This is a genomic window from Streptosporangium canum, assembly GCF_900113865.1.
GTDB classification, from domain to species: Bacteria; Actinomycetota; Actinomycetes; order Streptosporangiales; family Streptosporangiaceae; genus Streptosporangium; species Streptosporangium canum.
On the sequence record NZ_FOQY01000048.1, the window covers coordinates 1 to 24402 of the forward strand.

The following is a 24402-nucleotide window of genomic DNA, read 5'->3' on the forward strand; positions in this document are numbered from 1 at the left end:
AGGAAAGCGTGACGGCGGCGAGGAGCGGGGCCCACGCCACCAGCGGCAGGTAGATGAACCCGACGAGCAGACGTCCGGTCACGGTCATGCCGGGGTGCGGCAGCGTCCACCAGAACAGGAACGGGGTCCACAGCAGGGCGAGAACCCCGACGCCGAACCAGGCGGGCACGGTGACGGCCAGGCGCGGGATCGTCCGGCCGCCGAGCAGCGGGATCCAGCGCGGCACCACTTCGCCCCAGCGTCGCACCAGGCCGAGAGTGAGCAGGGCCGCGGCTTCGGTCAGCGCGGAGAGGGCGATCAGGTACAGCGGCCCCCACGCGGTCGTGCCGACCAGGTCGCGCAGGCCCTGCTCGGTGTAGCCGAGCGGAAGTCCCAGGGCCAGACCGATCCGCCACAGACTCGACGGCAGCGCGAGCAGGGGCACGACGTGCGCCACCCCGACGGCCCAGCGCGGGACCGGCCGTTCGGTGTCGATCGAAGGTGGGAGCACCGCCGCATCCTTGATCATCATCAATCCTTTCGAGACTGTAGTTTCGAAACTATAGTCTCGTATAATGATGGGATGGAGCACAACGGGCAACAGGTCGGACGGCCACGCGACAGCCGGGTGGACGAGGCCATCACCGCAGCCGTTCGGAAACTCCTGGGCGAGGTCGGATACGCGGGTCTGACGGTGGCCGCCGTGGCCGAGTGCGCCGGGATCGGCAAAGCCTCGATCTACCGGCGGTATGCCACCAAGCACGAGATGATCTTCGCCGCGGTCGTCCACGGAGAAGTGCTGGAGGTTCCGCCCGACACCGGGTCGCTGCTCGGGGACCTGACCGCGCTGGCGCGGGTGATCGTCGGCCATTTGAGCAATCCCGCGGCCGCCGGCGCATTGATGAGCCTGCTCGGCGAGATCGCAGCCGATCCGACACTCGCCGAACGGTTCACCACGACCTTCGTGGACCCGGAACGGGCCGGCAACGCCGAGCTGCTGGAGCGAGCAGTGCGGCGCGGCGAGCTGGAGCGGCTGCCTGACATCGACCTGTTCCACGCGATGTTCGGCGGCACTGTGTTGTCCTGGCTGTTCATCTCCCACCATGACCCGCACGACCTGCCCGAACGACTCGCCCGGTTCGTCTGTGCCGCACTCCGATCCGCGGCCCACCAACCGCTCCCGTCCGACCGAGTCCCCGCTGTCGCCGATGAACGTTCGGTTGCTCCTGATGGCCGGTCAAGGCCGTGACGATCGCCGGCGAGCGTCAGACGCCGCTCATGGTCGGGGCGATCAGAGCCGCAGGGCCTTCCTCCGCCGGCCCCGGGGTTTTTCCACGACCTCTCACACAGGCGGGACACGTCCAGTCCCCGCCGGGGAAGGTCACGGACTTGCCGCAGCTCGCCGACGCGGCCGAAACGGTCTCCTGGACACCGGCCCCTCTCGCTATCTGATCGCCGTTCCAGCAGGGGTCCGTCAGTTGGCACGCTTACGCCGCCGACGAGACGGCTTGGCGAGATCCCGGCAACGGGCCACTAGGTCATCGATTTCAGACAGGTCTGGATCCGCCCTGCGCAAGGTCTCGGCCTGTTTCTCCGGGAGTACCGAGAGATAGACCTCAGTCTTCACCGGCTGCCGGCTCCGAGTTCTTGGAGCTCCACTCGGCCTTGATCTCCTGCCACGGACGGCCCTCGCCCTGCTCCATCTGCCGGAGGCCGTCGGTCAACTGATCATCCTCCAGGAGTCCCCGGTCTTGCAGGCGATACCAGACCGGCTCGGCCAGATCGTGGGTGCGACCGCCTCGGCGCAGATCCTGGACAAGCGTTGCTGCGGCGTACAAGCGTTCGGCTTCAAGCATCGAACGAGACCTTCCCCTGACCGGGATGAGCAGCTTTCCTCGTTCCCGCGCTGCGCCGGGAGCGTGCCCTCACGGGACTCTGCCCCTGGCGCGGAAGGCCGCGGTCTTGACGCGGTTCTGGCAGGCGGTGCCGCAGAACCGGCGGGTGCCGTTGCGGGACACGTCCACGTACACCCGATCACAGTGCGGCGCCGTACACACGCCGAGGCGGTCGTGGAACTCGCTCCCCAGCACGATCGCGAGCCCGGTGGCGCAGCTCGCCGCCCAGTCGCCGGCCATGGTGCCGCCGGGGCCGTGGAAGTGCAGATGCCACGGCTCTCCGTCGTGCCGGTCGAGCAGCGGCCGGGCGCGGGTCTCCTCAAGAAGACCGTTGACCTGCATGGCCGCCGCGTCGACGTCTCCCGTCGCGACGGCGTCGAAGACCCCGCGCAGCCGCGCCGCGATCTCGGCGAGCTCACCGGCCTCCCCTTCGGTGACCTCCCGGTGATTCGGGTAGCCGGTGCGCAGGCCCTCGGCGGCGGCGGCGGCGAGATCTCTCGGCAGCGGGAAGGCCCGTCCCCGCCGCTCCCCGGGGGTCAGCTCGTTGACCAGGCCCACCGCCACCCGGACGATCGCATCGGCGTGACTGTTGAAATCCACTTGACCAGTTACATCCTCACGTTTTACTTTGTGACTGCCACAAGCTTAGACGACAGTCACAAGGAGACGATTGTGCTCACCCACGATGCCGCACTCGAGTGGATCGCACGCTGGGATCGCCAGCAGGAGGGCTACCTGCCCGACCGCGAGGAGCGTTTCACCGCGCTGATCGACGCCGTCGAGGCGGCGGGCCGCCCCGATCCGCTGGTCATCGACCTCGGCTGCGGGCCGGGCTCACTGTCCGCCCGCCTTCTGGAGCGGCTGCCCGGGGCGACGGTGGTCCCGGTCGACGCGGATCCGCTGCTGCTCGGCCTCGGCCGGGCCGCCTACCCGCACCTCAGGTTCGTCTCCGTCGACCTGCGCACACCCGGATGGACCGACTCCCTGGGCCTGGAGGGACCGGCCGATGTCGCGGTGAGCACCACCGCGTTGCACTGGATCTCCGGGCCGGATCTCGCGAAGATGTACGCCGAGCTGGCCGCCGTGCTGCGTCCGGGCGGGCTCCTGCTCAACGGCGACCACATGGAGACCGACGACACCGCTCCGGCCATCGCCCGCCTCGAACGCGCCGTGCACGACCGGGAGACCGAGCGCGTGTTCGCCGGCCGGCGCCCCGAAGACTGGCGCCAGTGGTGGGACGCGGTCGCCGCCGACCCCGCCTTCACCGAGCTCCACGCCGAACGCGCCACCGCGGGCGCCGACCACCACGGCTCGGAGTCGCCCCTGCTCTCCGAGCATGTCAACGCCCTCCGCGACGCCGGCTTCACCGAGATCGGCTCCCTGTGGCAGCGCGGCAACAACCGGCTCCTCTGCGCCGTCCGCGGCTGATCCGGCCGGCCGCTGGAGGCCGGGTCTCACGGCGTCCGGCGGCCGGTTCCCACCATGTCCCGGCATCGGCGTCATATAGGACAGGAGATGACCTACACCCGGCATAACGTGGGACCTGTGACCGCGACGGGGAACCGGAAGCGTTCACATATCCCCCGCACGCCAGGCTCTGGAGGAGCAATGACCACCCTCGACATCCGCCCGGATGCCCGGGAAGCCACCGAGCCCACGCCGTACAGGTGGCGCTGGCCCGCGCTCTTCGTGATCCTCGCCGGCTCCGTGATGGAGCTCCTCGACGCCACCGTCACCAACATCGCCGGCCCGACGATGCAGGCCGACCTCGGCGGCGGAACCTCGATGATCCAGTGGCTCGGCGTGGCGTACACACTGGCCATGACCGCCGGCCTGCTCACCGGCGGGCGGCTGGGCGACATCGTGGGCCGCAAGCGGATGTTCCTCATCGGCGCGGCCGGCTTCGTGGTCGGCTCGCTGTTCTGCGCGGTGGCCGTCTCACCGGAGACCATAATCGCCGCCCGCGTGGTCCAAGGCCTGTTCGGCGCCGCGATGGTCCCGCAGGGGCTCGGCATGATGAAGGAGATGTTCCCGCCCAAGGAGCTGCAGGCGGCCTTCGGCGCGTTCGGCCCGATCATGGGACTGTCCGCGATAGGCGGCCCGATCCTGGCGGGCTGGCTGGTCGACGCCGACTTCTTCGGCACCGGCTGGCGCATGATCTTCCTGATCAACCTGCCGATCGGCCTGCTCACGGTGCTGGCCGCGGTGAGGTTCCTGCCCGCCGGCCGGCCGACCCGCTCGCTCAAGCTCGACCTCCCCGGCGCGCTCCTGGCCTCCCTCGGCTCGCTGATGATCGTCTTCCCGCTGGTCCAGGGCCGTGAGCACGACTGGCCGGCCTGGACGTTCGTGATGATGGCCGGCTCCGTGGCGGTGTTCGCGCTCTTCGGCTGGTACGAGTCGCGCAAGAACAGCAGGGGCGGCGACCCGCTGATCGCGCCGAGCCTGTTCCGCAAGCGCGCGTTCATCGGCGGCATGTTCACCGGGACGATCTACTTCGCCGCCTTCAGCGGATTCGGCCTGGTCTTCAACCTCTACACGCAGCTCGGCCTCGGCTACACCCCGCTGAAGGCCGGTCTGGCCGGCGTCCCGCTCTCGGTGGGCATGATCATCGGAATGGGCGCCATGCAGGCGGTCAGGAGGCACGGCCGCAGGGTGCTGCACGCGGGTGCCGCGATCATGACGGTCGGCGTGATCGCCCTCCTGCTGCTGCTCGGCCCGGAGGTCGGCCCCTGGCAGCTCGCCCCCGCCCTGCTGGTCACCGGCCTGGGATCGGGACTGATCATGGGCCCGTACTTCGAGATCGCGCTGGCCGGTGTCGAGCCGCACGAGACCGGCTCCGCCTCCGGCACGCTCACCGCGCTCCAGCAGGTCGGGGCGGCGCTCGGCGTGGCCCTGCTCGGCACCGTCTTCTTCGGCGCGACGGGCGGCGACCCCACCGCCGCCGCGCGGAGCACCTTCTGGGTCGTCGCCGGGATGGTCGCGCTGACCTTCCTGGTCGGTTTCCTGCTGCCCCGGCAGGCCCGCGAGGACGCGGAACCGGTCCACTGAGCCTTCACCGGTAGGCGGTCGCCGCCTACCCCGATCGCGCCCAGCCGAAGCCCCTCGGTCGGCCTCATGCTCGCAGCATGAGGTCTACCAGGGGCTTTATGCTTTCCGGATCCGCCCTACGCCTCCCCCGGCGGCCGGAGACCCGCTCACACGGCGCCTCGGTGGCCCACCGAACCCGGAGGGCGATCTCCCCCTCTTCCGGTGATCGGGAAAGCGAATCGGCCCATCGGGTGATACCCCATGACCGACATTCGCCCACGAGAGGTTCTCGATGACAACCACGCCGGTCGAACGGCCGCCGGACCAGTCGCTTGACGACTTCTCCGCTGTCTTCGACGCCTACTTCAGCGAGATCCACCGCTACGTCGTCCAGCGACTCGGCCCCGGACCGGCCGAGGACGTGGTCGCTGAGGCGTTCCTGACGGCGTTCCGCAAGCGGGCGCGGTACGACCCCGCCAAGGCCGGCGTCAGAACCTGGCTGTACGGCATCGTCACCAACCTCATTCACAAGCACCGCAGAACCGAGGTCCGCACGCTGCGCGCCGTGGACAGGCACGGCCCCCCTGTCGACGCGCCCAGCCACGAGGAACGCGTGGCGGCCCAGGTCAGCGCCGAGAGCCTGCGCCCCGCCCTCGCCGAGGCCATCGCCCGTCTCGGACGGGGCGAGCGCGACGTCCTGCTTCTGACGGCCCTGGCGGGACTGAGCCACGAGGAGATCGCCGCCGCGCTCGGCATCTCCTACGGCACGGTCGGCTCACGGCTGAGCCGCGCCCGAGCCAAGATCCGCGCCGCCCTGGGCGGCACCAACCCGATGGAGGCCAACCATGGATGAGCTCACCAAGGTCCGCGAGCTGTACGGCCGGCCCGACGACGACCCGTTCGCGAAGACGAGGGTGCAGGCACGGATGCGCGCGGCGACCAGGCGACGCCTGCCGTGGCAGGCCGGTGTCGCGGGACTCGCCACGGCGGCCGCGGTCGCGGCGGCGGTCTTCGTACCCGGCCTGACAACCTCCGCCCCCGAGCTCTCCCCCTCCCCCGGGAACAGCACGATCGCCCTGTCCGGTCACTCGATCCTGCTGGCCGCCGCGGCCAGGGCCGAGGCCGCTCCCGAGGGCGCCTACTGGCATGTCAAGCGGCTGAACACGATCCGGTGGGCCAAGCCGTACGGCAAGAAGGGCGACACCTATCAACTGGAGAGCTCCAGCATCACTGAGGACTGGATCTCCGAGGAGGGCCGGGCCTGGACCGGCTACAAGAATCTGGCCACACGCCCCCTCGACGAGGAGGCCTGGCGCCGCGACGGCTCGCCGACCGAATGGAAGGCGGAGCGCGGTGACTCCTCCATCTCGCCAAGCGAAGGGAGGATGGATCACGGCGCCTTCTCCACCTCGCCAGGCGAAGGGCATCTGGGCTCGTTCCAGGACAAGAAGAAGTTCCGGTTCAGCGGCGAGCAGCTGACTCTGGAAGAGATCAAGGCGCTGCCCACCGACCCCGAGGCTCTGAAGAACCGGACGCTGGAGGCCCTCCATGTCGGGGTCGAGCGCTCCGCGGACGACCACCTGCCGATGGCGTTGGCGTCACTACTGTACGAACTGCCCACCGCTCCGGAGGTGCGGGGCGCCGCGTACCGGGCACTGGCGGCGCTGCCCTTCGTGAAAGTGGAGGGTCACACCAAGGACCCGCAAGGCAGACCGGGCGTCGCGATCGCGTTCCCCAGCCTGTACGACCAGTCCACCCCGAACAGGTTGATCATCGATCCGGACACCTCAATGGTGCTGGCCTTCCTGAACGCCGGCGTGCCGGACAAGAACAACAGCACCGAGGTGGTGCTGGAGTCCGGCTGGACCGACTCCGAGCCGGCGGCCCCCTCGGCCGAGTAAGAGGCTGATCATGCCCGGCCACGGACGCGGGGGCGCCGTAGCCGGGCAGAGCCGCGCAGCCGGTAGGGAAAGGACGAGGTCAGGCGGGAGCGGGCAGATCCGCCAGGACCGCCAGGGCGTCCCGGTGGGCGCCGGGGGTGCCGAGCGCGATCTCCGTGGACTTCGCGCGCTTGAGGTACAGGTGCACCGGGTGCTCCCAGGTCATCCCGATCCCGCCGTGGAGCTGCACCGCCTCCTCGGCGACGCGCAGCGCCACCTCCGAGCACCAGGACTTGGCCACCGCCGCCGCCAGCTCACCCGCCTCGGCCGCCGCCGCGCCGGCGGCGTCCGTCGCGATGTGCGGGACCGCCGCCAGCAGGTCGGCGGCGTTCCTCGCCGCCGCGCGGGCACGGACCACGTCCAGCCAGAGGTCGGCCATCCGGTGCTTGATCGCCTGGAAGGAGCCGACCGGCCGGGCGAACTGGTGGCGCTCCTTGATGTAGGCGAGCGTCGTGCCCAGGCACCACTCGGCGACCCCGAGCTGCTCGGAGGCGAGCAGCCCCGCCCCGGTGACCAGGGCCCGCCGTACGTCGGCGCCGGCGATCTCCCGGCCCGGCGCGGACGACAGCGTCACCGTCGCGATCGGCCGGGTCAGGTCGAGCGAGGCGACGGCCTCCACTGTCGCGTCGGCCGTGTCCACGGCGTACAGCCCGCCACCGGCCGGCACCAGCAGCACATCGGCGACATCGGCTCCCGCGACCGCGCGCACCTGCCCGCTCAGCACGCCGTCCCGGACGGTCACACTCCCGGCCGGCCGGTACGGCGAGGCCGCGAACGACACCGCCAGCGCCACCGTGACCTCTCCGGCCGCGAGCCTGCCCAGCAGTTCGTCCCCGGTCCCGATCAGCGCCGAGGTCGCGAGCACCGAGCTGGTGAGGAACGGGACCGGCGCCACCGCCCGCCCCAGCTCCTCCAGCACCACCGCGACCTCCCGCGCCGACGCCCCCGCCCCGCCGTACTCCTCCGGCACGAGCAGCCCCGCCACGCCGATCTCCCGCGACAGCGTCTTCCACAGATCCATGTCGTACGGCGAGGCGGACTCGACCCGCCTGAGCACGGCGTCGGAGCCGCAGCGGTCGGCGAGCAGATCCCGCACGGAGGCCCGCAGCTCCTCCTCGACCTCGGTATACAACAGCGTCATCGGTCGCTCACCACTCCTCATTCACTACGCGGGCCACTCGTCCCTCGCGGACCACTCCGCTCACTGCGTCGGGCTCGCTCCCCGTTATCAGTCGCTCACCCTCCTCATTCACTACGCGGGCCACTCGTCCCTCGCGGACCACTCCGCTCACTGCGTCGGGCTCGCTCCGCGTCATCGGGGCAGGTCCTTCCAGGGCACGTCCTTGTCGACGCGGGGTTCCGACGGCAGGCCGAGCACCCGTTCGGCCACGATGTTGCGCAGGATCTCCGAGGTGCCGCCCTCGATCGAGTTCCCCTTGGCGCGCAGATAGCGGTATCCGGGCCCCCTGCCGAAGAAGTCCACGCTGTCGGAGCGGCGGAAGGTCCAGTCGTCGTAGCCGAGCCCCTCCTCCCCGCGCAGTTCCACGTCCAGCCCGGACAGCGCCTGGTTGAGCGAGGCGAAGGAGAGCTTCATGCCCGAGCCCTCCGGTCCCGGCTGCCCGGCGGACAGCTGCTCGCGCAGCCGCGCCCCGGCCAGCCGCGTCACCTCCGCCTCCACCCAGAGCCGGAGCAGCCGCTGGTGCAGGTCGTGGGTGCGCAGTTCGGGCCGGGACCGCCAGGTCTCGGCGACCACGCCGACCATGCCGCCGCCCCGCCGGACCGGCGCACCGCCGATCGCCACGCGCTCGTTCATCAGCGTGGTCTGGGCGACCCGCCACCCGTCGCCCACCTCACCGAGCCGCAGGGAGTCGTCGAGCCGTACGCCCGTGAGGAAGACCTCGTTGAACTCGGCCTCCCCGGTGATCTGCCGCAGCGGCCTGACCTCGACGCCGGGGGCGTGCATGTCGCACACGAAGTAGGTGAGCCCCCGGTGTTTGGGCAGGTCCGGGTCGGTCCGGGCGACCAGGATCGCCCAGCGGGAGTGGTGGGCGCCGGAGGTCCACACCTTCTGACCGTCCACGACCCACTCGTCGCCGTCGCGGACCGCCCGCGTGCCGAGTGTCGCCAGGTCCGACCCCGCGCCGGGCTCGCTGAAGAGCTGGCACCAGATCTCCTCGCCCGTCCACAGCGGCCGCAGGAACCGCCCGCGCTGCTCCTCGGTGCCGAAGGTCAGGATGGTCGGCGCGGCCATGCCCAGCCCGATCCCCTGCACCCCGGTGTCGAGCTGCGGGGTCCCCGCCAGCTCCCGCTCCACCACGTTCTGCAGCTCTCGCGGAGCGCCGAGCCCGCCGAGCCCTTCGGGGAAGTGCACCCAGGCCAGCCCCGCGTCGAACCGGGCCCGCAGGAACTCCAGCCGGTCCCCGGGATCGTGCCCGGCCAGGAACGCGACGGCGCGCTCCCTGATCGTCTCTTCGTCCAACGCCACGGACATTCCCTTCATGGATGGATCCGATTCCCGTCCCCGGCTCGGACACGGGAGATCCCGCGCCCCACCATGGTGACGCCGGTACGGCGGAGCGGGCGATCGGGGACAGGGGCTTCAGGTCATGTGCTTCTTGAGTTCGCGGTAGGCGAGGGAGCGCTTGTGCACCTCGTCGGGCCCGTCGGCGAGCCGCAGGGACCGCGCGCCCGCCCACAGGCCCGCCAGCGGGAAGTCCTGGCTGACGCCTCCGGCGCCGTGGGCCTGGATGGCCTTGTCCAGGATCCACTCCACGTCACGCGGGGTGGCGATCTTGATGGCCTGGATCTCGGTGTGGGCGCCCCGGTTGCCGACGGTGTCCATCAGCCAGGCGGTCTTCAGCACGAGCAGGCGGAGCTGCTCGATCCGCACCCGCGATTCGGCGATCCAGTCCTGGACGACGCCCTGCTGGGCGATCGGCCTGCCGAACGCGCTCCGGGACAGGGTCCGGACGCACATCAGCTCGACGGCCCGCTCGGCCATGCCGATCAGCCGCATGCAGTGGTGGATCCGTCCCGGCCCGAGGCGCGCCTGGGCGATCGCGAAGCCGCCGCCCTCCTCGCCGATCAGGTTGTCCGCCGGCACCCTGACGTCCTCGAAGACGATCTCGGCGTGCCCGCCGTGGTCGGCGTCGGAGTAGCCGAACACGTGCATGCCCCGCCGTACGTCCATGCCGGGCGTGTCGCGCGGCACCAGGATCATGGACTGCTGCCGGTGCGAGGAGGCCTCCGGGTCGGTCTTCCCCATCACGATGAAGATCTTGCAGGCCGGGTTCATCGCCCCGGAGGCGAACCACTTGCGCCCGTTGATCACGTACTCGGAGCCGTCCCGGACGATCGACAGGGCGATGTTCGTGGCGTCCGACGACGCGGTGTCCGGCTCGGTCATCGCGAACGCCGACCGGATCTCCCCCCGCAGCAGCGGCTCCAGCCACTCCTTGCGCTGCCAGTCGCTGCCGAACATGGACAGCACTTCCATGTTGCCGGTGTCCGGGGCGGCGCAGTTGGTCGCGGTGGGGGCGAGCCGGGGCGAGCGGCCCATGATCTCGGCCAGCGGCGCGTACTGCAGGTTGGTCAGCCCCGCACCGTGCTCGCCCGGCAGGAACAGGTTCCACAGCCCCCGTCCGCGCGCCTCCTGTTTGAGATCCTCCATCAGCGGAGGGCTGGCCCATCCGCTCTCGGCCGCCTGGGCCTCGAAGGCCTCCTCCGCCGGGTAGACGCACTCATCCATGAAGTCGAGCAGCCGTCCCCGCAGCTTCTCGGTCGTGGCGTCGAACGCGAAATCCATGGGTTCTCCTCACGGTCTCCCAGGAGCGTACCGACCGGACGGTATGGATGTCGACACACCTTCCCGGCCCGACACCGTGAAGCCCGCGCCGTTCGCGGCCGCCGAGGACGTCCGCGCCCGGCCGCGGGATCGGGCGGACCGCCGGCGAAGTGGTCCCCGGGGACCGCCCCCGAGTGGACCTTCTGGCAGGTCCGCCGCTCACCCTAGGGTCACCTCATGACCGCGAACATGCCTGCCCCCGTCACCCTGGAAGGCGACGCCGTACGGCTTGAGCCGCTGACCCTCGCCCACGTCCCCGACCTGTTCCTGGCCGCCGGCGGCGACGAGGAGGTGTGGCGCTGGCTCCCGATCTCGACGCCGCGCACCGAGGACGAGCTGGCCAGGACGGCGGAGCGGCTGATCGGCGACCCGGAGCACGTGCCGTTCGCGGTGATCCTCCGGGAGACCGGCCGCGCGGTCGGCTGGACCACCTACATCGCCACGCCGGGATACGCCGACAGCATCGAGATCGGCTGGACCTGGTACGGCAGGGCCGTGTGGCGCTCGGCGGTGAACACCGCCTGCAAGATCCTGCTGATCGACTACGCCTTCGACAAGCTCGGTGTGAACCGCGTCCAGCTCAAGACCGACAACCTCAACACCCGCTCCCAGGCCGCGATCCAGCGGATCGGCGGCCTCCACGAGGGCGTCCTGCGCCGCCAGCGCCGCCGCCCGGACGGCACCTGGCGCGACACCGTCTACTTCAGCATCCTCGACGACGAATGGCCCGCCCACCGCGCCCGCCTGCTGGAGCGCTGACGGCCGGACGCCCGGCGGAGGTCATCGGGAACTCCCCGGGAGACCCCGGGCTTCAGCCCTGGGGGGGCGTCAGCCCAGCATCCCCTTCAGCAGTTCCCCGATCCCGAGCCGGAGGTCGTCCAGGGTCGGCTGGGCTCCGGCTCCGACGATGGCGTCGAACATCACTCCCTCACCGAAGGCGACCATCTGGCGGCCGTGCCGTACCGGGTCCGGCGATCCCGCGGCGGCGAGGAGCGCGGCCGCGGGGTCGCGGAAACGGCTCCCCACCTCGTCGTAGACCTTGCGGAGCTCGGGGCGGCGGGTGGCTTCCAGGGCCAGCTCGTAGCGGGCGACCGTCCGGCGGCGGTCGACGGTCAGCTGCGCCCACAGCGCCCGAGCCGTCATCTCGGTGAGCGCGTCCAGCGCGCCCAGTCCACCCAACTCGTCCGGCCTGTCCGGCCTGCTCGGCCCGTCCGGCCCGCCCACCGCGTCCGGCCTGTCCGGCCCGACGGCACCGAAGATCTCCTCGAACGCGGCGACCTCCAGCTCGGCGAGCCGCTCAAGGGTCAGCTCCAGCAGCGCCGAGCGGGTGCGGGCCAGATTGGACGTCGACCCCGGCGGCAGTCCGGCCGTCTCGTCCACCGCCCGATGGGTCAGGCCGCGCATGCCCCGCTCGGCGAGCAGGGTGATGGCGGTCTCCGCGACGAGTTCGGCACGCTGGGACTTCATCCAGCGATACTACATTTGTAGTTGAACTACAGGCGTAGTAACGTCCACTACATCCGTAGTGAGGGAGAAGGCGATGGCGCGCGCAGTGGTGGTCGGGGCGGGGATCGGCGGGCTGACGGCGGCGGTGGCGCTGCAGCAGCGGGGCTGGGACGTGACGGTGTTCGAGCGGGCATCGTCCCTGGAGCCGGTCGGCTCCGGGCTGGCCGTCGCCGCCAACGCCCTCAAGGCACTGGACACGATCGGCGTCGGCGACGAGATCCGCGAGCTGTCGGCGATCCAGGGCGAGGCCGGCGTACGGCGCGCGGACGGCCGATGGCTGATGAAGACCACCGAGGAGTCCACCTCCGCCCGGCACGGCGACTCCGTGGTGCTGCTGCGCCGCGCGGACCTGGTCGACGCGCTCTCGGCGCGCCTGGCCCCCGGCACGATCCGGCTGAACACCACGGTGACGGGGGTGGACCCGGAGAGCGGCCGGGTGACCGTCGAGGCCGGGAGACCGAGGACCCAGCGGGCGGACGGCCCGGCGAGCGGCACGGAGACCGGAGCGGCGGACGGGATGGCGGCCGGAGCGGAGGGTGTGGAGACCGGCCCGGCGGACGGGGCGGAGGGTGTGGAGGCCGATCTGGTGGTGGCCGCCGACGGCATCCACTCCCCCATCAGGGCGGCGCTGTTCCCCGGCCATCCCGGCCCGCGTTACTCCGGAGTCACGAGCTGGCGGGTGCTCATCCCCGGCGGAGGCGTCCCCGGCCAGACCTTCGAGAGCTGGGGCGACGGCAAGGTCTTCGGGGTCATGCCGCTGGCCGGAGGGCTGGCCTACTGCTACGCCACCGACACGGTCCCGGCCGGTGGAGGCGGCGGCGACCAGCGGGCCGAGCTGCTCCGCCTGTTCGGAAAGTGGCACACCCCGATCCCGGCGCTGCTCGCCGCCGCCTCGTCGGAGAACGTGCTCAGGAACGACGTCCACCACCTCGCCACCCCGCTGCCCGCCATGCACAGGGGCAAGGTCGCGCTGCTGGGCGACGCGGCCCACGCCATGACCCCCAACATGGGGCAGGGCGCCTGCCAGGCGATCGAGGACGCGGTGGTGCTGGCCCACCTCGCGGGCGAGGGTGCCGGGCTGGCGGGCTACACCGCCGCCCGGCTGGAGCGGACCGCGAAGATCGTGACCCGGTCCGCGACGATCTGCCGGACCAGCCAGTTCCGCAACCCGCTCGCCGTACGGCTGCGCGACATGATGATGGCGCTCACCTGGCGGCTGGCCCCGGGGCGCATGACCGGCGCGATGGACGAGGTGCTCGGCTGGACACCTCCCACGAGCTGACCGGCTGACAGCCAGACCGGGCCACGGCCTGACCGGGCCACGAGCTGACCCGGCAACAGCCCGACCGAACCCTCGCCTGACCGGATGACGGCCTGGTCAGGCGGGGACAGGCGCGAGCGTCGGCGGGGACGGGCGCGAGCGTCGACGAGGACGGGCGCGAGCGTCGGCGGGGACAGGCCACGACCGGAGCGGGCGCCGACAGGGCGGGCTACGACGGAAGCGAGGCCGTCTCGCGGGTGGAGGTCTGGCCTCCGCTGTGGTCCGGGGAGAGCCTGCCCAGCGTGATCGTCCCCCAGACCAGCAGCGCGGCGGCGAAGATCGCCGGAATCACGTTCGACAGGCCGGTCGGCATCGCCTCGTCGAGCAGGAGCACTCCGGCCAGGATCGAGGTGACGGGGTCGATCACCTGCACCGTCGCGTAGGCGATGCCGAAATAGCCCACCGCGTAGGACTTCTGCAGCAGCACCACCGCGCAGATCAGGAGCACGGGGACCGCGACCGTGAACCAGCTCAGCAGGTTGCGCAGGTCACCGTTGAGGTTGCCGCCCACCACCCGGACGAAGGTGGACACGCTGGCCGTCACGGCACCGGCGCCGACCGACAGCAGCAGCGCCTTGGCCGAGCCCGCCGCCTTCCGCGCGGCCAGGTGCGCCACCAGCACGACCAGCCCGATGCAGGCCAGGAAGCCGAACGCCTCCCCGCCCGTCATGTGCGGCGTCACGGCGTGCACGGGAACGAGCAGCATCAGGCCGAGCAGTCCGACGGCCACGGCGATCGACCCGACGATCTCCGCCCGGTGCGGCCGCCTGCCGTGCAGCATCGCGGCGAGCGGCACGGCGAACACCAGCGTCGCCACGCTGATCGGCTGCACCGCGACCAGCGGCGCGAAGCTCAGCGCGATGGCGTGCATGGACGCCCCGGCGAACCCGATCACGCCGCCCACCCACCAGCGGGGCCGCCTCATCAGCTTGAGCGAGGCCCCCTCGGAGACCGCCTCGAACTGCTGGAGCGCCGCGCCCAGCGCGTAACCCAGCGCGCCGACCAGAGCGATCGACATCCCGACCCAAGTCATCGCCACCCACCAGGGGTGATCAGGCATACGTAAAGAAATGATTCTCGGGTCATCCCGCAAGCTTAGAGCGCCCGGCGAGTGGGTAACGGGGCGCCCAAGCCAGATTAAACCCCTTTTCGGTCATCACCCCCTATCCATGCCACATCCCCGCACTTCCGAGCGGATCGAGCGGATCTGGCGGACCAAGCGGACCGATCGGCGCGGCGGGCCTGCGTCTTCCCCCGGCTCGCCCGCCGACCTCACCGCAGGTGCGGCGCGAGCCGTTCAAGTTCGTCGACGGCCGAGGGCAGGTCGCCGGTCAGGGGATGCAACAGGACGTGGTCGGCCCCGGCGTCCAGGTGCGCGCGCAGGCGGCGAACGACCGTGTCCTCGTCCCCCCAGGCCAGGGTGGCGTCCACGAGCCGGTCGCTGCGGTCGCCTGCCAGGTCTTCGTCGTCGTAGCCGAGCCTGCGGTAGTTGGCCGTGTACGGAGTCTCGACGTTGCGCTGCCCGACGCGCAGGAGCGCACGTATCCGTTCCCTGGCCGCGCCGGGGTCGGGATCGATGACCAGGGCCTGGTGCGGAATGACCAGCGGGGCCGGCCCGAGCGACTTACGGGCGATCTCGGTGTGCTCGACCGGCTGCAGAAAGGGGTGCACGCCGGCGGCCCGGTCGGCGGCCAGCCGGTGCGCCCTGGGGCCGAGCGCGGCCAGCACGCGGGGATAGCCGATGCCGGGCAGGAGGCGGGCGGCGGCCTCGTCCATGGCGTCCAGGTAGTCGCGCAGGCCGCTGATGGGGCGCTCGCCAGGGTGGCCGCCCAGCCCGAGCACGAGCCGGCCCGGATGAACCTCCGCGAGCGTGGCCGCCGCCGTGTGCATGGCCGCCGGATGACGTGCGCCGACGTTGGCGATGCCCGCGCCGGCGACCAGCCGCTCGGTCGCGGCCAGGACGACCGCGAGCTGCATGAAGATCTCCCGCCCGGCGGCCGGCGCGGCGGGCGGCGGCTCGCCCGTCCACAGTGATCGGTATCCCAGCCGTTCGATCCGCGCGAACTGCTCGCGTTGCACAGGCACCGGCGTGTTGAGCAGCGTCATAGGCGCGATCCACACGCCGTACGCGCCGAGCCTGTCTCTGGTCTCCCCGGAGTCCATCGCCGTTCACTCCTCACCCCAAGCCATTCGGAGGCATCCTCCGCTTTCGCGAGAACCACGATACGGAGGAAGGCTCCGCTTGGCAACGGCGAAGAAAACGGCCGGCGGACTCCTCGACCTCACGACACGACGGCTCGTCCCCGCCCCGCCCGAGAACGGCGGATCAGGGCGAGCGAACCCGACCTGCCCCGCTTCCGCATTCAAGATCTACGGGATATGCCCTAGTCGCGGGGCGGGCAGACGCAGAAGAGGTGCCCCTCGGGGTCGGCGAGCACGACCCAGCCCCCCTCACCGGGCTGGAAGTCGGGCTTGGTGGCTCCGAGTTCCAGGTAGTCCTGGACCGCCTTGTCCAGGTCGGGGACCCGGACGTCGAGGTGGAACTGCTTGTCCGCGCCAGGCCAGGCGGCCGGCTTGCGGTCCAGGTTCTGCTGGAAGTAGATGCTCGTCGTGCCGTCGCCGATGCCGGCGTAGGTGTCCTCGGCGTACTGGACCTCGTAGCCGAGGACGGTCGCGTAGAACTCGGCGAGCCGCTTGGGCTCGGCGCAGTCGATGGTCACGGCGATGAGCTGTGCTTTCGTTGTCATGGAGCCCATCATCACGCCCATACCTGTCAGGTGATGTCAGGTTCATCGACGGATATCGGATCAGGTGACACCGGGTTGGCCGGCGGACATCGGACGGGCCGACACCGGGTTGGTCAACGGACATCGGATCAGGTGCCGGCAGATTTATCGGCGGACATCGGACGGGCCGCCGGAAAGGCCGCCCGCCGTCGTCGCGGGTGCGGGCGGGGCGCCGGATAACCACTGGCCCGCGTGCCGGTCCTGTCGTTAGGGTTGCCCCGTGACGACGCTCATCATGTCCCCGCCCGCCGCCCGATAGCGGGCGGCCCTCTCTCCTGACAGCCGGATCCGGGCGATCCGGTGGGTGGTTGGCGCCCGCATACGCGCGGCCTGACGACAACCACTTCATCTGGAGAGATCTCCATGACGCATGTCTCCGTACGGCGGGGCCTGCTGTACGTATCGATCGCGGCGACCGCCTGGGGCACCGGCGGCGCCGCCGGCGCACTGCTCTACCAGACGGGCGGCCTCGGCCCCGTCGCCGTCTCGTTCTGGCGCTTCGCCGCCGGCGCGGTGATGCTCCTGCTGGCCTCCCGGGTCTTCGGCCTCGGACGCACCGGCGGTCTGGGACGGACCGTGATCACGGGCGTGGCGATGGCCGTCTACCAGACGGCCTACTTCGCGGCGATCGCCGAATCCGGCCTGGCCGTGGCGACCGTGGTCACGATAGGCGCGACACCGGTCCTCGTGGCCGCCGGCGCGCGTCTGCTGCTGGGCGAGCGGCTCGGCCTGGCCGGGCTGGGCGCGGTCGTGACCGCGCTGGCCGGACTGGCCCTGCTGACCCTGGACGGCGGGTCGGCCACCTTCTCGGCGGCCGGCATCGGCTGGGCGCTGCTCTCGGCGGCCGGCTACGCGGGCGTCACCCTGCTCAACCGGGCCTCCACCGACGGCCCCTACGCCACCGCCATGGGCGGCTTCGTCGTCGGAGGCCTCTGCCTGCTCCCCCTCGCGACGGCCCAGGGGCTGCTGCCGCAGGGCGACCTGCTCGCCTCCTCGGCGCTCATCGTCTATCTCGGCGCGGTTCCGACCGCCCTGGCCTACGGCCTCTTCTTCACGGGTCTCGCCGCGGTGCGGGCCACGACGGCGTCGGTGATCTCCCTTGTGGAGCCGGTCGGCGCGGCGATCATCGGGGTGCTCCTCCTCGGCGAGCGGCTCACCCCGCAGGCCGTCGCGGGCGCGGTCCTGCTGCTCTCCGCCGTCGGCCTGCTCACCTTCGGCGAGAGGCGCGCGACCGTGGAGCCGGTCACCATGTGAGGACGGCGCCTTTTACGGGTTTCCTTACCGCAGAGAAATAAACCAAAAAGAAGGGAAAAACCGTCCGCCCACACTTCTCTCAAGAATAAGACAATAAGCAAATAACTACTTTTTTCCCGATAATTCTACTCATATCGTGGCCATAGAAACGCGGACCGCCGGACGGTCTCCGCCCGGCGGTCCGGCAGAGAGGAGACGCCATGGACAGCAAGCGGCGCCTGACGCTGATCGGCTCGGCCCTTCTCGCCGCCTCCGCCCTCGGAGCGGCCACGATCTCCCCGGCCTCGGCCGCACCGGCCCCCGTGCGGGCGACCGGGACGCACGTCCCGCACAGCCCGACGGCGGGGGCGGATCCGACCATGGGCCCGGAATCCGGCGACAAGCCGGAGGCTTACCGGAAGGCCTACCGGAAGGGCTACAAGGACGCCGGCGAAGACTGCGGCAAGGGGAAGGATTTCTCCTACGACGCGTCGGCGGACTGGGACAGAAAGGGCTGGGTGGACGGATACAACGCCGGCCACGTCCAGTTCTGCGAGAAGAGCGGCTGAATCGCCGCTGCCCTCCGGAAAGTCCACCGGAGAAAGGCCCGGGGTCCCGGCCCCGGGCCTGTGGCGCGGCAGGCCGGGGTCTGCGGCGCGGCAGGCCGGGGTCTGCGGCGCCGCAGGCCCGGGGGTCTACGGCGGGACAGGCCCGGGGGCCGTGACGGGACAGGCCAGGCGCGGGTCAGGGGGTCTGCGGCGGAACAGGCCCCGGGGGGCCGTGACGGGACAGGTCCGGGGGCCGTGGCGGGACAGGCCGGGCGCGGGTCAGCCGAACATGTCGGGCTCGGCGGCGGTGATCTGGTCGTGGAGGGGCTGGAAGTTGATCCAGCCGACCAGGTCGTTGCCGATCTGGCCGTGGGTGAGCTTGGCGTTCTCGTGGTCGATCGGCACCGTCGGACCGGCGGCCTTGGCCAGGAGCTGGGCCTGGCAGGAGCGCTCCATCGTGATGAACCACCAGGCGGCGGCGTCCACGGTGTCGCCGACCGTCAGCAGGCCGTGGTTGCGCAGGATGACCGCCTTGGAGGAGCCGAGCGCCCGGGCGATGCGGCGCCCCTCCTCCGTCTCCACGACCACGCCGGTGTAGTCGTCGAACAGCCCGTGATCCTCGTAGAACGCGCAGGCGTCCTGGGTCAGCGGTTCGAGGAGCGTGCCCAGCGACGACAGCGCCTTGCCGTACACCGAGTGGCTGTGCGCGGCGGCGACCGCGTCCGGCCTGGCCTGGTGGACCATCGCGTGGATGGCGAACGCCGCCTGGTTGACGTGGTAGCGCCCCTCGACGACCTGGCCCTCATGGTTGACGAGGATGAGGTCGCTGACCCGGATCTGCTTGAACGACATGCCGAACGGGTTCACCCAGAAGTGGTCGGTGTGCTCGGGGTCGCGGGCGGTGATGTGCCCGGCCACCCCCTCCTCGAAGCCGAACCGGCCGAACAGCCGCAGCGCGGCCACCAGGCGCTCCTGGCGGTGGCGGCGCTCCTCCTCCACGCTGTCGAACTTCTGCGGCAGCCGGAAGACGAGCTGGTCGGTGGGGATCGGCTGCAGGTCGGACAGGCTCATCGTGCCTCCAGTGCGGAAGGGTCGAGGTCTGCGGGCGGGCGGTGGCCCGTTGGGTAGATCTCGTGTCGGTGGTCAGGGAAGGCCACGGACCCAGCCTGTCCCGCGCCGCCCGCCCATGTCCACACCGGACCGAATCCCGTTCACCGGGGCCGGGCCGGCCCCGCCACCGGCATTGCCCCGCGGTCCCCGCAGGACGGATGATCCGTTTGGTCGGTACGGTGATGCGACAGCGGGAACGTGTGCCCGGAAACGGGCGTTGGAGGGAACGTGGCCTCGATAACTCAGCTCTTCAGGCGTTTCCTGGAGCGTCCCGGTTCCATCGATCTGGCGCCGTTCGAGCGGACCGTGGCGTCCGCCGGGGAGCGGGAGGAGCGGATCAGGGAGCTCGCCGAGCTTCCGGAGCCCTCGGTGGACGACCTGGCCGAGTTCTGCGCGATCGTGCGGGAGGCCGCGCGCCGCACGCTGGGCCTGCGGCCGTACGACGTGCAGCTCGTGGGCATGCTCGCCATGCTGTCGGGGAACGTCGCGGAGATGGCCACCGGCGAGGGCAAGACCCTGTCCGGCGCCATGGCCGCGGCCGGATACGCCCTGCAGGGCAAGCGGGTGCACGTGATCTCGGTCAACGACTACCTGGCGCAGCGCGACGCCGAGTGGATGGGCCCGCTGTACGAATCGCTGGGCGTCTCGGTCGGCTGGATCGCGGAGACCTCCACCCCCGAGGAGCGCCGGGCCGCCTACGCCAAGGACGTGACGTACGGGTCGGTCAGCGAGATCGGCTTCGACGTGCTCCGCGACCGGACCCGCACCGACGTGGCCGACCTGGTCGTGCCCGAGCCGAGCGTGGCGCTGGTGGACGAGGCCGACTCGGTGCTGGTGGACGAGGCCAGGGTGCCGCTGGTGCTGGCCGGGGCCGCCGACCCGGGCGACGCCGTGCCGGAGATGGCCGCGCTGGTCCGCCAGCTGGTCAAGGGCTACCACTACGAGCTCGACGACCAGGCGCGCAACGTCCACCTGACCACCAAGGGCATCGACACCGTCGAGCAGGCGCTGGGCCTGGAGCTCTACGACAACGCCACCACGCTGACCGAGGTCAACCTCGCCCTGCACGCCCACGCCCTGCTGACCAAGGACGTCGACTACATCGTCCGCGAGGGCAAGGTCCACCTGATCAACCCCTCCCGGGGCCGGGTGGCCCTGCTGCAGCGCTGGCCGGACGGGCTGCAGGCCGCGGTCGAGGCCAAGGAGACGCTGCCCGCCTCGGAGACCGGCGAGATCCTCGACTCGATCACCGTCCAGGGCCTGATCACCCGCTATCCCGAGAAGTGCGGCATGACCGGCACGGCGGTCGCGGTCGGGGACCAGCTCCGCGAGTTCTACGACCTCAAGGTGGCCGTGGTCCCGTCCAACCGGCCGTGCGTCCGGACCGACGCGCCCGATCGGCTCTTCGAATACGCGATGGAGAAGGACCACGCGCTGGTCGACGAGATCGTCGAGGTGCACGCGACCGGGCGGCCGATCCTGATCGGCACCCTGGACGTGGCCGAGTCCGAGCGGCTCTCCCTGACGTTGAGCGGGCGCGGCCTGGAGTGCGTGGTCCTCAACGCCAAGAACGACGCCGAGGAGGCGTCGATCATCGCCAGGGCCGGCGAGCGCGGCGCGATCACGGTCTCCACGCAGATGGCCGGGCGCGGCACCGACATCCGCCTCGGAGACGGCGTGGACGAGCTCGGCGGGCTTTACGTCATCGGCTCCGGAAGGCACACCAGCAGCCGTCTGGACGACCAGCTCCGCGGCCGCGCGGGCCGCCAGGGCGACCCCGGCGGCTCGATCTTCTTCGTGAGCGGCGAGGACGAGCTGATCACCCACTACGTGGCCGACGAGTACGCCAAGGGCGTGCCCGACCGCGAGCTGGTGGGCCACGCCCAGCGCGTCGCCGAGGGCGTCAACATGGAGATCCACCGCAACACCTGGCGCTACACCCGCCTCCTCGAACACCACCGGAGCCTGGTCCTCGCCCTCCGCGAGAAGGTCCTGCGCGGCGAGTCGGCCGGTGACGCGCTGTCCGGAGCCGCTCCCGAGCGGTGGTCCGAGCTGCGGGAGGCCGTCGGCGAGGAGGTGCTGCAGGAGGCCGCCCGGCAGATCGTCCTGTTCCATCTCGACCGCTGCTGGGCCGACCACCTGGCCTTCCTGGGCGAGCTCCGCGAGGGCATCCACCTGCGCGCCCTGGGCCGCCTCAGCCCGATCGAGGAGTTCAACAAGGAGGCCAAGCCCGCCTACGAGCGCATGCTGGCCGAGATCGAGTCTCGCTCGGTCGCCACCTTCGACAGCGCCTCCATCACCTCAGAGGGCCTCGACCTCGACGGCGCGGGCCTCAAACGCCCCACCGCCACCTGGACCTACCTCGTCCAGGACAACCCCTTCGGCACCGAGTGGGAGCGCATCCTCAACCGCCTGACCACCAAGGTCCGCCGCCGCCGCTGACCCCGGCGACCGGGCGGACGCCGAGGCCGGAACGGCCCCCTCTCACGCGCTCAGCTGATCTATACGAGATTTCGACAGCTCGAGCAGGGCCGCGCTGTCTCGGACCGAGACACCTGCTGCCCGGAGGGCGGCCACGGCTTCCCTGGCGGTCTCACCGAGTCGGGCGGCCACCTGATCGCGCTGAGTGCGCAGTTCGCGGTAAGTGTCGAGCACCGTGGGAGATACACCGGCCACTTCGTACAGATAGGCCACGATGATCTCCGCCTCGGAAGGCGCGTCGAGGATGAAGTGCTTGGCCGCCTCGACTTCTTCATACAGTTCCGGCAGGGTGTCACCGGAGACGCCACCTGCGATGGGAGCGTCCACCGGGAGTGCGATCCAATAGTCGGCCTTGCGTATGGCCCTCATCGTGAGCTGCAGGGGTGTGCCGGTCATTCCATCCATCCTTTCCCGAACACGTCTTCCAAATCATGGGCGAGGGCTGCGAGCAGGTCCGGGTCCATATGGCGTACGGGAACCCGGGAGCGGGCTACCACCACCTGATCCGAGTCGTAGAGCAGAAGAGATCGCGTTGTTCGACCCGCATCGATCCAGTCGGGGCGCAGAGCATGCCGACGTGCGAGCTCGTAGATCCGATCGCGGATTTCTGAGTATGTCTGAAGCACCCACGGAAGCTAGCGTACTGGTCGGAGCGCGTCCAGCGAACTGGACAAATACCTGAAGATCTGCTGTGTTACAGGTGGATAAGTCCCTGTGCGACACGTCGGGAGCGTTCAGGCGCCGAACGACAGCTCGACTCCCGCCGACCCCGGAAGGCTGCCGCACCCCACCACTTCGCGCTTCGCATTTGCTGCCCTCAAACGACAGATCATCCAAAAATGTCAGGATTTTTGCACTAAAGGCTTGCATTTGCCGCAAAGATTTGAGATGCGGGGACGTCACGCCCTTCATTACGTGGACGGTAATGGTTTTACCAACCCGTGCCGGTTATGGTGTGCTTTGTGACCTCCACCAGCACGTCCCGGCCGGTCGGCGAGCTTCTGCGCCAGTGGCGGGAACGCCGGCGGATGAGCCAGATGGATCTCGCCATCCAGACCGACATCTCCACCCGGCATCTGAGCTTCGTGGAGACCGGCCGGTCCAAGCCGAGCCGGGACATGATCCTGCGCCTCGCCGAGGAGCTGGACCTCCCGCTCCGCGAGCGCAACCACCTCCTGCTCGCCGGCGGATTCGCACCGGTCTACGCCGAGACACCGCTCAACTCGCCGCAGATGTCGTCGGTCAGGGAGGCGCTCGGCCAGGTGCTGAGCGGGCACGAGCCGTACCCCGCGGTAGTGGTGGACCAGCGCTGGAACCTGGTGGACCGCAACGCCGCCACCGGCGTGCTGCTGCGCGGCGTCGCGCCGGAGCTGCTCGTCCCGCCGGTCAACGTGCTCCGGCTGAGCCTGCACCCCCGCGGGATGGCCCAGCGGATCATCAACCTGGGTGAGTGGCGCGCCCACCTGCTGCACCGGCTGCGCCGTCAGATCAGCCTCACCGCCGACCCCGACCTGGCCTCGCTCTGGCGCGAGCTCGACGAATACCCCTGCGACCAGCCGGAGCCCGAGATAGAGCGGCCCGGCCCCGGGGACATAGTGATCCCCCTGCGGCTGCGCCGCGGCTACCGGGAGCTCGCCTTCTTCAGCACGATGGCCACCTTCGGCACCCCGCTGGACATCACCGTCGCCGAGCTGGCCATCGAGGCCTACTTCCCGGCGAACCCCGAGACCGCCGCCTACCTGCAGCACCAGCACCACCCCGATTAGAGGGCCCGGCCGCTGGTGCAACGGGCGGCGGGCGGTATGCCTCGGTCGGCGCGTCACGCCGGTTGATAGCCTGCCCGGAGTCCCCCTTTTCGCGACTGCGGGGGCGCCGTGGGGGCATGGTTCTCGACGGAGATCGTGGCGGCCGGGAAACTCCGGCTGTTCTGCTTCTTCGTCTCCTTCATCGCCACGTTCCTGTTCATCCGGATCAGCGTGCGCCTGATCCGGGCCCAGGTGAGATGGTGGCCGGGGAACGTGGCCCCCGGCGGCATGCACATCCACCATGTCGTGTTCGGCCTGGTCTTCATGTGCGTGGGCGGGATCAGCGGGCTGTCGGTGGAGGACAACACCTCGGTCTCGGCGGGATTGCTCGCCGCGCTGTTCGGTGTCGGGACCTCGCTCGTGCTGGACGAGTTCGCGCTGGTGCTCCACCTCGACGACGTCTACTGGACCCAGCAGGGCCGTATATCGGTGGACGCCGTGTTCGTCGCCGTCGCGCTGTGCGGCCTGGCCCTGCTCGGCGCCAGCCCTCTGGAGCTCGGCCTCGCGCTCAACCCCGGCGCGGACGGCCAGGTCGTCTCCCACACCGAGATCGCCCTGATCGTCGGCGCGAACACGCTGCTGTCGCTCATCAGCCTGGCCAAGGGGAAGATCTGGACCGGGCTGCTCGGGATCTACATCACCCCGCTGGCCCTGATCGGCGCGGTCCGGCTGGCCCGTCCCGGCTCCCCCTGGGCGCGGCGGCGCTACAGACCGGGCTCGCGGAGACTGCGCCGGGCCGAGTGGCGGGAGAAGCGGATCCGGGACCCGATCGAACGGGTGAAGATCGGCTTCCAGAACTTCGTGGCCGGCCGCCCGTCGGCCAAGCCGTGAGCCGCCGCGCCGCCGCAGGTCGCCGAGGGGGCGGGAAACGTTCCCCGCCCCCCCTGCGGCCCGTCCGACCGGGGCGATACACGAGCGGGGTGCTCG

The 24402-nt window shown here is 70.8% G+C and carries 25 protein-coding genes; 12 read left to right on the forward strand and 13 right to left on the reverse strand.

What is annotated here, in order from left to right; genetic code table 11:
- Window positions 1-511, reverse strand: a 511-nt coding sequence (locus BM085_RS39010) for a hypothetical protein (RefSeq protein WP_218158956.1), incomplete at its 3' end; no start/stop codon positions are given.
- Window positions 512-562: 51 nt separating this feature from the next.
- Between BM085_RS39010 and BM085_RS39015 the strand changes: the two genes are divergently transcribed.
- Window positions 563-1228, forward strand: coding sequence for a TetR/AcrR family transcriptional regulator (locus tag BM085_RS39015; protein WP_218158957.1), 666 nt, complete (start codon window positions 563-565; stop codon window positions 1226-1228).
- Window positions 1229-1595: 367 nt separating this feature from the next.
- On the opposite strand, the gene BM085_RS39020 is transcribed toward BM085_RS39015, so the two are convergent.
- Together BM085_RS39020 and BM085_RS39025 are read right to left on the reverse strand one after the other, a co-directional pair.
- Window positions 1596-1835, reverse strand: coding sequence for a hypothetical protein (locus tag BM085_RS39020; RefSeq protein WP_093891798.1), 240 nt, complete (start codon window positions 1833-1835; stop codon window positions 1596-1598).
- Window positions 1836-1904: 69 nt separating this feature from the next.
- Window positions 1905-2474, reverse strand: coding sequence for a CGNR zinc finger domain-containing protein (locus BM085_RS39025; protein WP_093891799.1), 570 nt, complete (start codon window positions 2472-2474; stop codon window positions 1905-1907).
- Between the two features lie 72 nt (window positions 2475-2546).
- On the opposite strand from BM085_RS39025, the gene BM085_RS39030 reads away from it, so the two are divergent.
- From BM085_RS39030 to BM085_RS39045, 4 genes are all read left to right on the forward strand, one after another.
- Window positions 2547-3302: a class I SAM-dependent methyltransferase gene (locus tag BM085_RS39030; protein WP_093891800.1), complete on the forward strand. Its 756-nt coding sequence runs from the start codon at window positions 2547-2549 to the stop codon at window positions 3300-3302.
- A gap of 180 nt (window positions 3303-3482) precedes the next feature.
- Window positions 3483-4922 carry an MFS transporter gene (locus tag BM085_RS39035; protein ID WP_093891801.1) on the forward strand — a complete coding sequence of 480 codons (1440 nt, stop codon included), beginning with the start codon at window positions 3483-3485 and terminating at the stop codon, window positions 4920-4922.
- A 271-nt stretch (window positions 4923-5193) separates the two neighbouring features.
- Window positions 5194-5754 carry an RNA polymerase sigma factor gene (locus BM085_RS39040; protein WP_093891802.1) on the forward strand — a complete coding sequence of 187 codons (561 nt, stop codon included), beginning with the start codon at window positions 5194-5196 and terminating at the stop codon, window positions 5752-5754.
- Complete coding sequence (locus tag BM085_RS39045; RefSeq protein WP_093891803.1) at window positions 5747-6802, forward strand: CU044_5270 family protein; 1056 nt, start codon at window positions 5747-5749, stop codon at window positions 6800-6802. The genes BM085_RS39040 and BM085_RS39045 overlap by 8 nt, the downstream gene beginning before the upstream one ends.
- A gap of 79 nt (window positions 6803-6881) precedes the next feature.
- Here BM085_RS39045 and BM085_RS39050 read toward each other — a convergent pair whose 3' ends face one another.
- The 3 genes from BM085_RS39050 to BM085_RS39060 all read right to left on the reverse strand — a co-directional run bounded on the left by BM085_RS39050 (window position 6882) and on the right by BM085_RS39060 (window position 10646).
- Complete coding sequence (locus BM085_RS39050) at window positions 6882-7982, reverse strand: acyl-CoA dehydrogenase family protein (protein ID WP_093891804.1); 1101 nt, start codon at window positions 7980-7982, stop codon at window positions 6882-6884.
- A gap of 171 nt (window positions 7983-8153) precedes the next feature.
- Complete coding sequence (locus tag BM085_RS39055; RefSeq protein WP_245789954.1) at window positions 8154-9332, reverse strand: acyl-CoA dehydrogenase family protein; 1179 nt, start codon at window positions 9330-9332, stop codon at window positions 8154-8156.
- Between the two features lie 108 nt (window positions 9333-9440).
- A complete protein-coding gene (locus BM085_RS39060; protein ID WP_093891806.1) occupies window positions 9441-10646 on the reverse strand; it encodes an acyl-CoA dehydrogenase family protein in 1206 nt (401 codons plus the stop codon).
- 216 nt (window positions 10647-10862) lie between these two features.
- Between BM085_RS39060 and BM085_RS39065 the strand changes: the two genes are divergently transcribed.
- Entirely contained in the window at window positions 10863-11444 is a 582-nt protein-coding gene (locus BM085_RS39065; RefSeq protein WP_093891807.1) for a GNAT family N-acetyltransferase, read from the forward strand.
- Between the two features lie 69 nt (window positions 11445-11513).
- Here the strand turns inward: BM085_RS39065 and BM085_RS39070 are convergent, their stop codons facing one another.
- Window positions 11514-12152, reverse strand: coding sequence for a TetR/AcrR family transcriptional regulator (locus BM085_RS39070; RefSeq protein ID WP_093891808.1), 639 nt, complete (start codon window positions 12150-12152; stop codon window positions 11514-11516).
- 73 nt (window positions 12153-12225) lie between these two features.
- Between BM085_RS39070 and BM085_RS39075 the strand changes: the two genes are divergently transcribed.
- Entirely contained in the window at window positions 12226-13473 is a 1248-nt protein-coding gene (locus BM085_RS39075; protein WP_093891809.1) for an FAD-dependent oxidoreductase, read from the forward strand.
- 208 nt (window positions 13474-13681) lie between these two features.
- Here BM085_RS39075 and BM085_RS39080 read toward each other — a convergent pair whose 3' ends face one another.
- From BM085_RS39080 to BM085_RS39090, 3 genes are all read right to left on the reverse strand, one after another.
- Complete coding sequence (locus BM085_RS39080; protein WP_093891836.1) at window positions 13682-14545, reverse strand: DMT family transporter; 864 nt, start codon at window positions 14543-14545, stop codon at window positions 13682-13684.
- 239 nt (window positions 14546-14784) lie between these two features.
- Entirely contained in the window at window positions 14785-15675 is an 891-nt protein-coding gene (locus BM085_RS39085) for a TIGR03620 family F420-dependent LLM class oxidoreductase (RefSeq protein WP_093891810.1), read from the reverse strand.
- Window positions 15676-15896: 221 nt separating this feature from the next.
- Window positions 15897-16259: a VOC family protein gene (locus BM085_RS39090; protein WP_093891837.1), complete on the reverse strand. Its 363-nt coding sequence runs from the start codon at window positions 16257-16259 to the stop codon at window positions 15897-15899.
- Between the two features lie 402 nt (window positions 16260-16661).
- Here BM085_RS39090 and BM085_RS39095 point away from each other — a divergent pair, with 402 nt between their 5' ends.
- Window positions 16662-17552, forward strand: coding sequence for an EamA family transporter (locus BM085_RS39095; RefSeq protein ID WP_093891811.1), 891 nt, complete (start codon window positions 16662-16664; stop codon window positions 17550-17552).
- A gap of 200 nt (window positions 17553-17752) precedes the next feature.
- Entirely contained in the window at window positions 17753-18100 is a 348-nt protein-coding gene (locus BM085_RS39100; RefSeq protein ID WP_093891812.1) for a hypothetical protein, read from the forward strand.
- A 258-nt stretch (window positions 18101-18358) separates the two neighbouring features.
- Here the strand turns inward: BM085_RS39100 and BM085_RS39105 are convergent, their stop codons facing one another.
- Window positions 18359-19150 carry a class II aldolase/adducin family protein gene (locus BM085_RS39105; protein WP_093891813.1) on the reverse strand — a complete coding sequence of 264 codons (792 nt, stop codon included), beginning with the start codon at window positions 19148-19150 and terminating at the stop codon, window positions 18359-18361.
- A 267-nt stretch (window positions 19151-19417) separates the two neighbouring features.
- Here BM085_RS39105 and secA2 point away from each other — a divergent pair, with 267 nt between their 5' ends.
- The gene (gene secA2, locus BM085_RS39110) at window positions 19418-21631 is read left to right on the forward strand and encodes an accessory Sec system translocase SecA2 (protein ID WP_093891814.1); all 2214 of its coding nucleotides are present in this window, start codon (window positions 19418-19420) and stop codon (window positions 21629-21631) included.
- A gap of 42 nt (window positions 21632-21673) precedes the next feature.
- Here the strand turns inward: secA2 and BM085_RS39115 are convergent, their stop codons facing one another.
- Window positions 21674-22066, reverse strand: coding sequence for a hypothetical protein (locus tag BM085_RS39115; protein ID WP_093891815.1), 393 nt, complete (start codon window positions 22064-22066; stop codon window positions 21674-21676).
- Window positions 22063-22296: a hypothetical protein gene (locus BM085_RS43880; protein WP_143121272.1), complete on the reverse strand. Its 234-nt coding sequence runs from the start codon at window positions 22294-22296 to the stop codon at window positions 22063-22065. Before BM085_RS43880 ends, BM085_RS39115 begins: the two co-directional genes overlap by 4 nt.
- Window positions 22297-22632: 336 nt before the next feature.
- Here BM085_RS43880 and BM085_RS39120 point away from each other — a divergent pair, with 336 nt between their 5' ends.
- Window positions 22633-23436: a helix-turn-helix domain-containing protein gene (locus BM085_RS39120; RefSeq protein ID WP_386444472.1), complete on the forward strand. Its 804-nt coding sequence runs from the start codon at window positions 22633-22635 to the stop codon at window positions 23434-23436.
- Window positions 23437-23544: 108 nt separating this feature from the next.
- Window positions 23545-24306: a hypothetical protein gene (locus BM085_RS39125; protein ID WP_093891816.1), complete on the forward strand. Its 762-nt coding sequence runs from the start codon at window positions 23545-23547 to the stop codon at window positions 24304-24306.
- Window positions 24307-24402 lie beyond the last annotated feature (96 nt).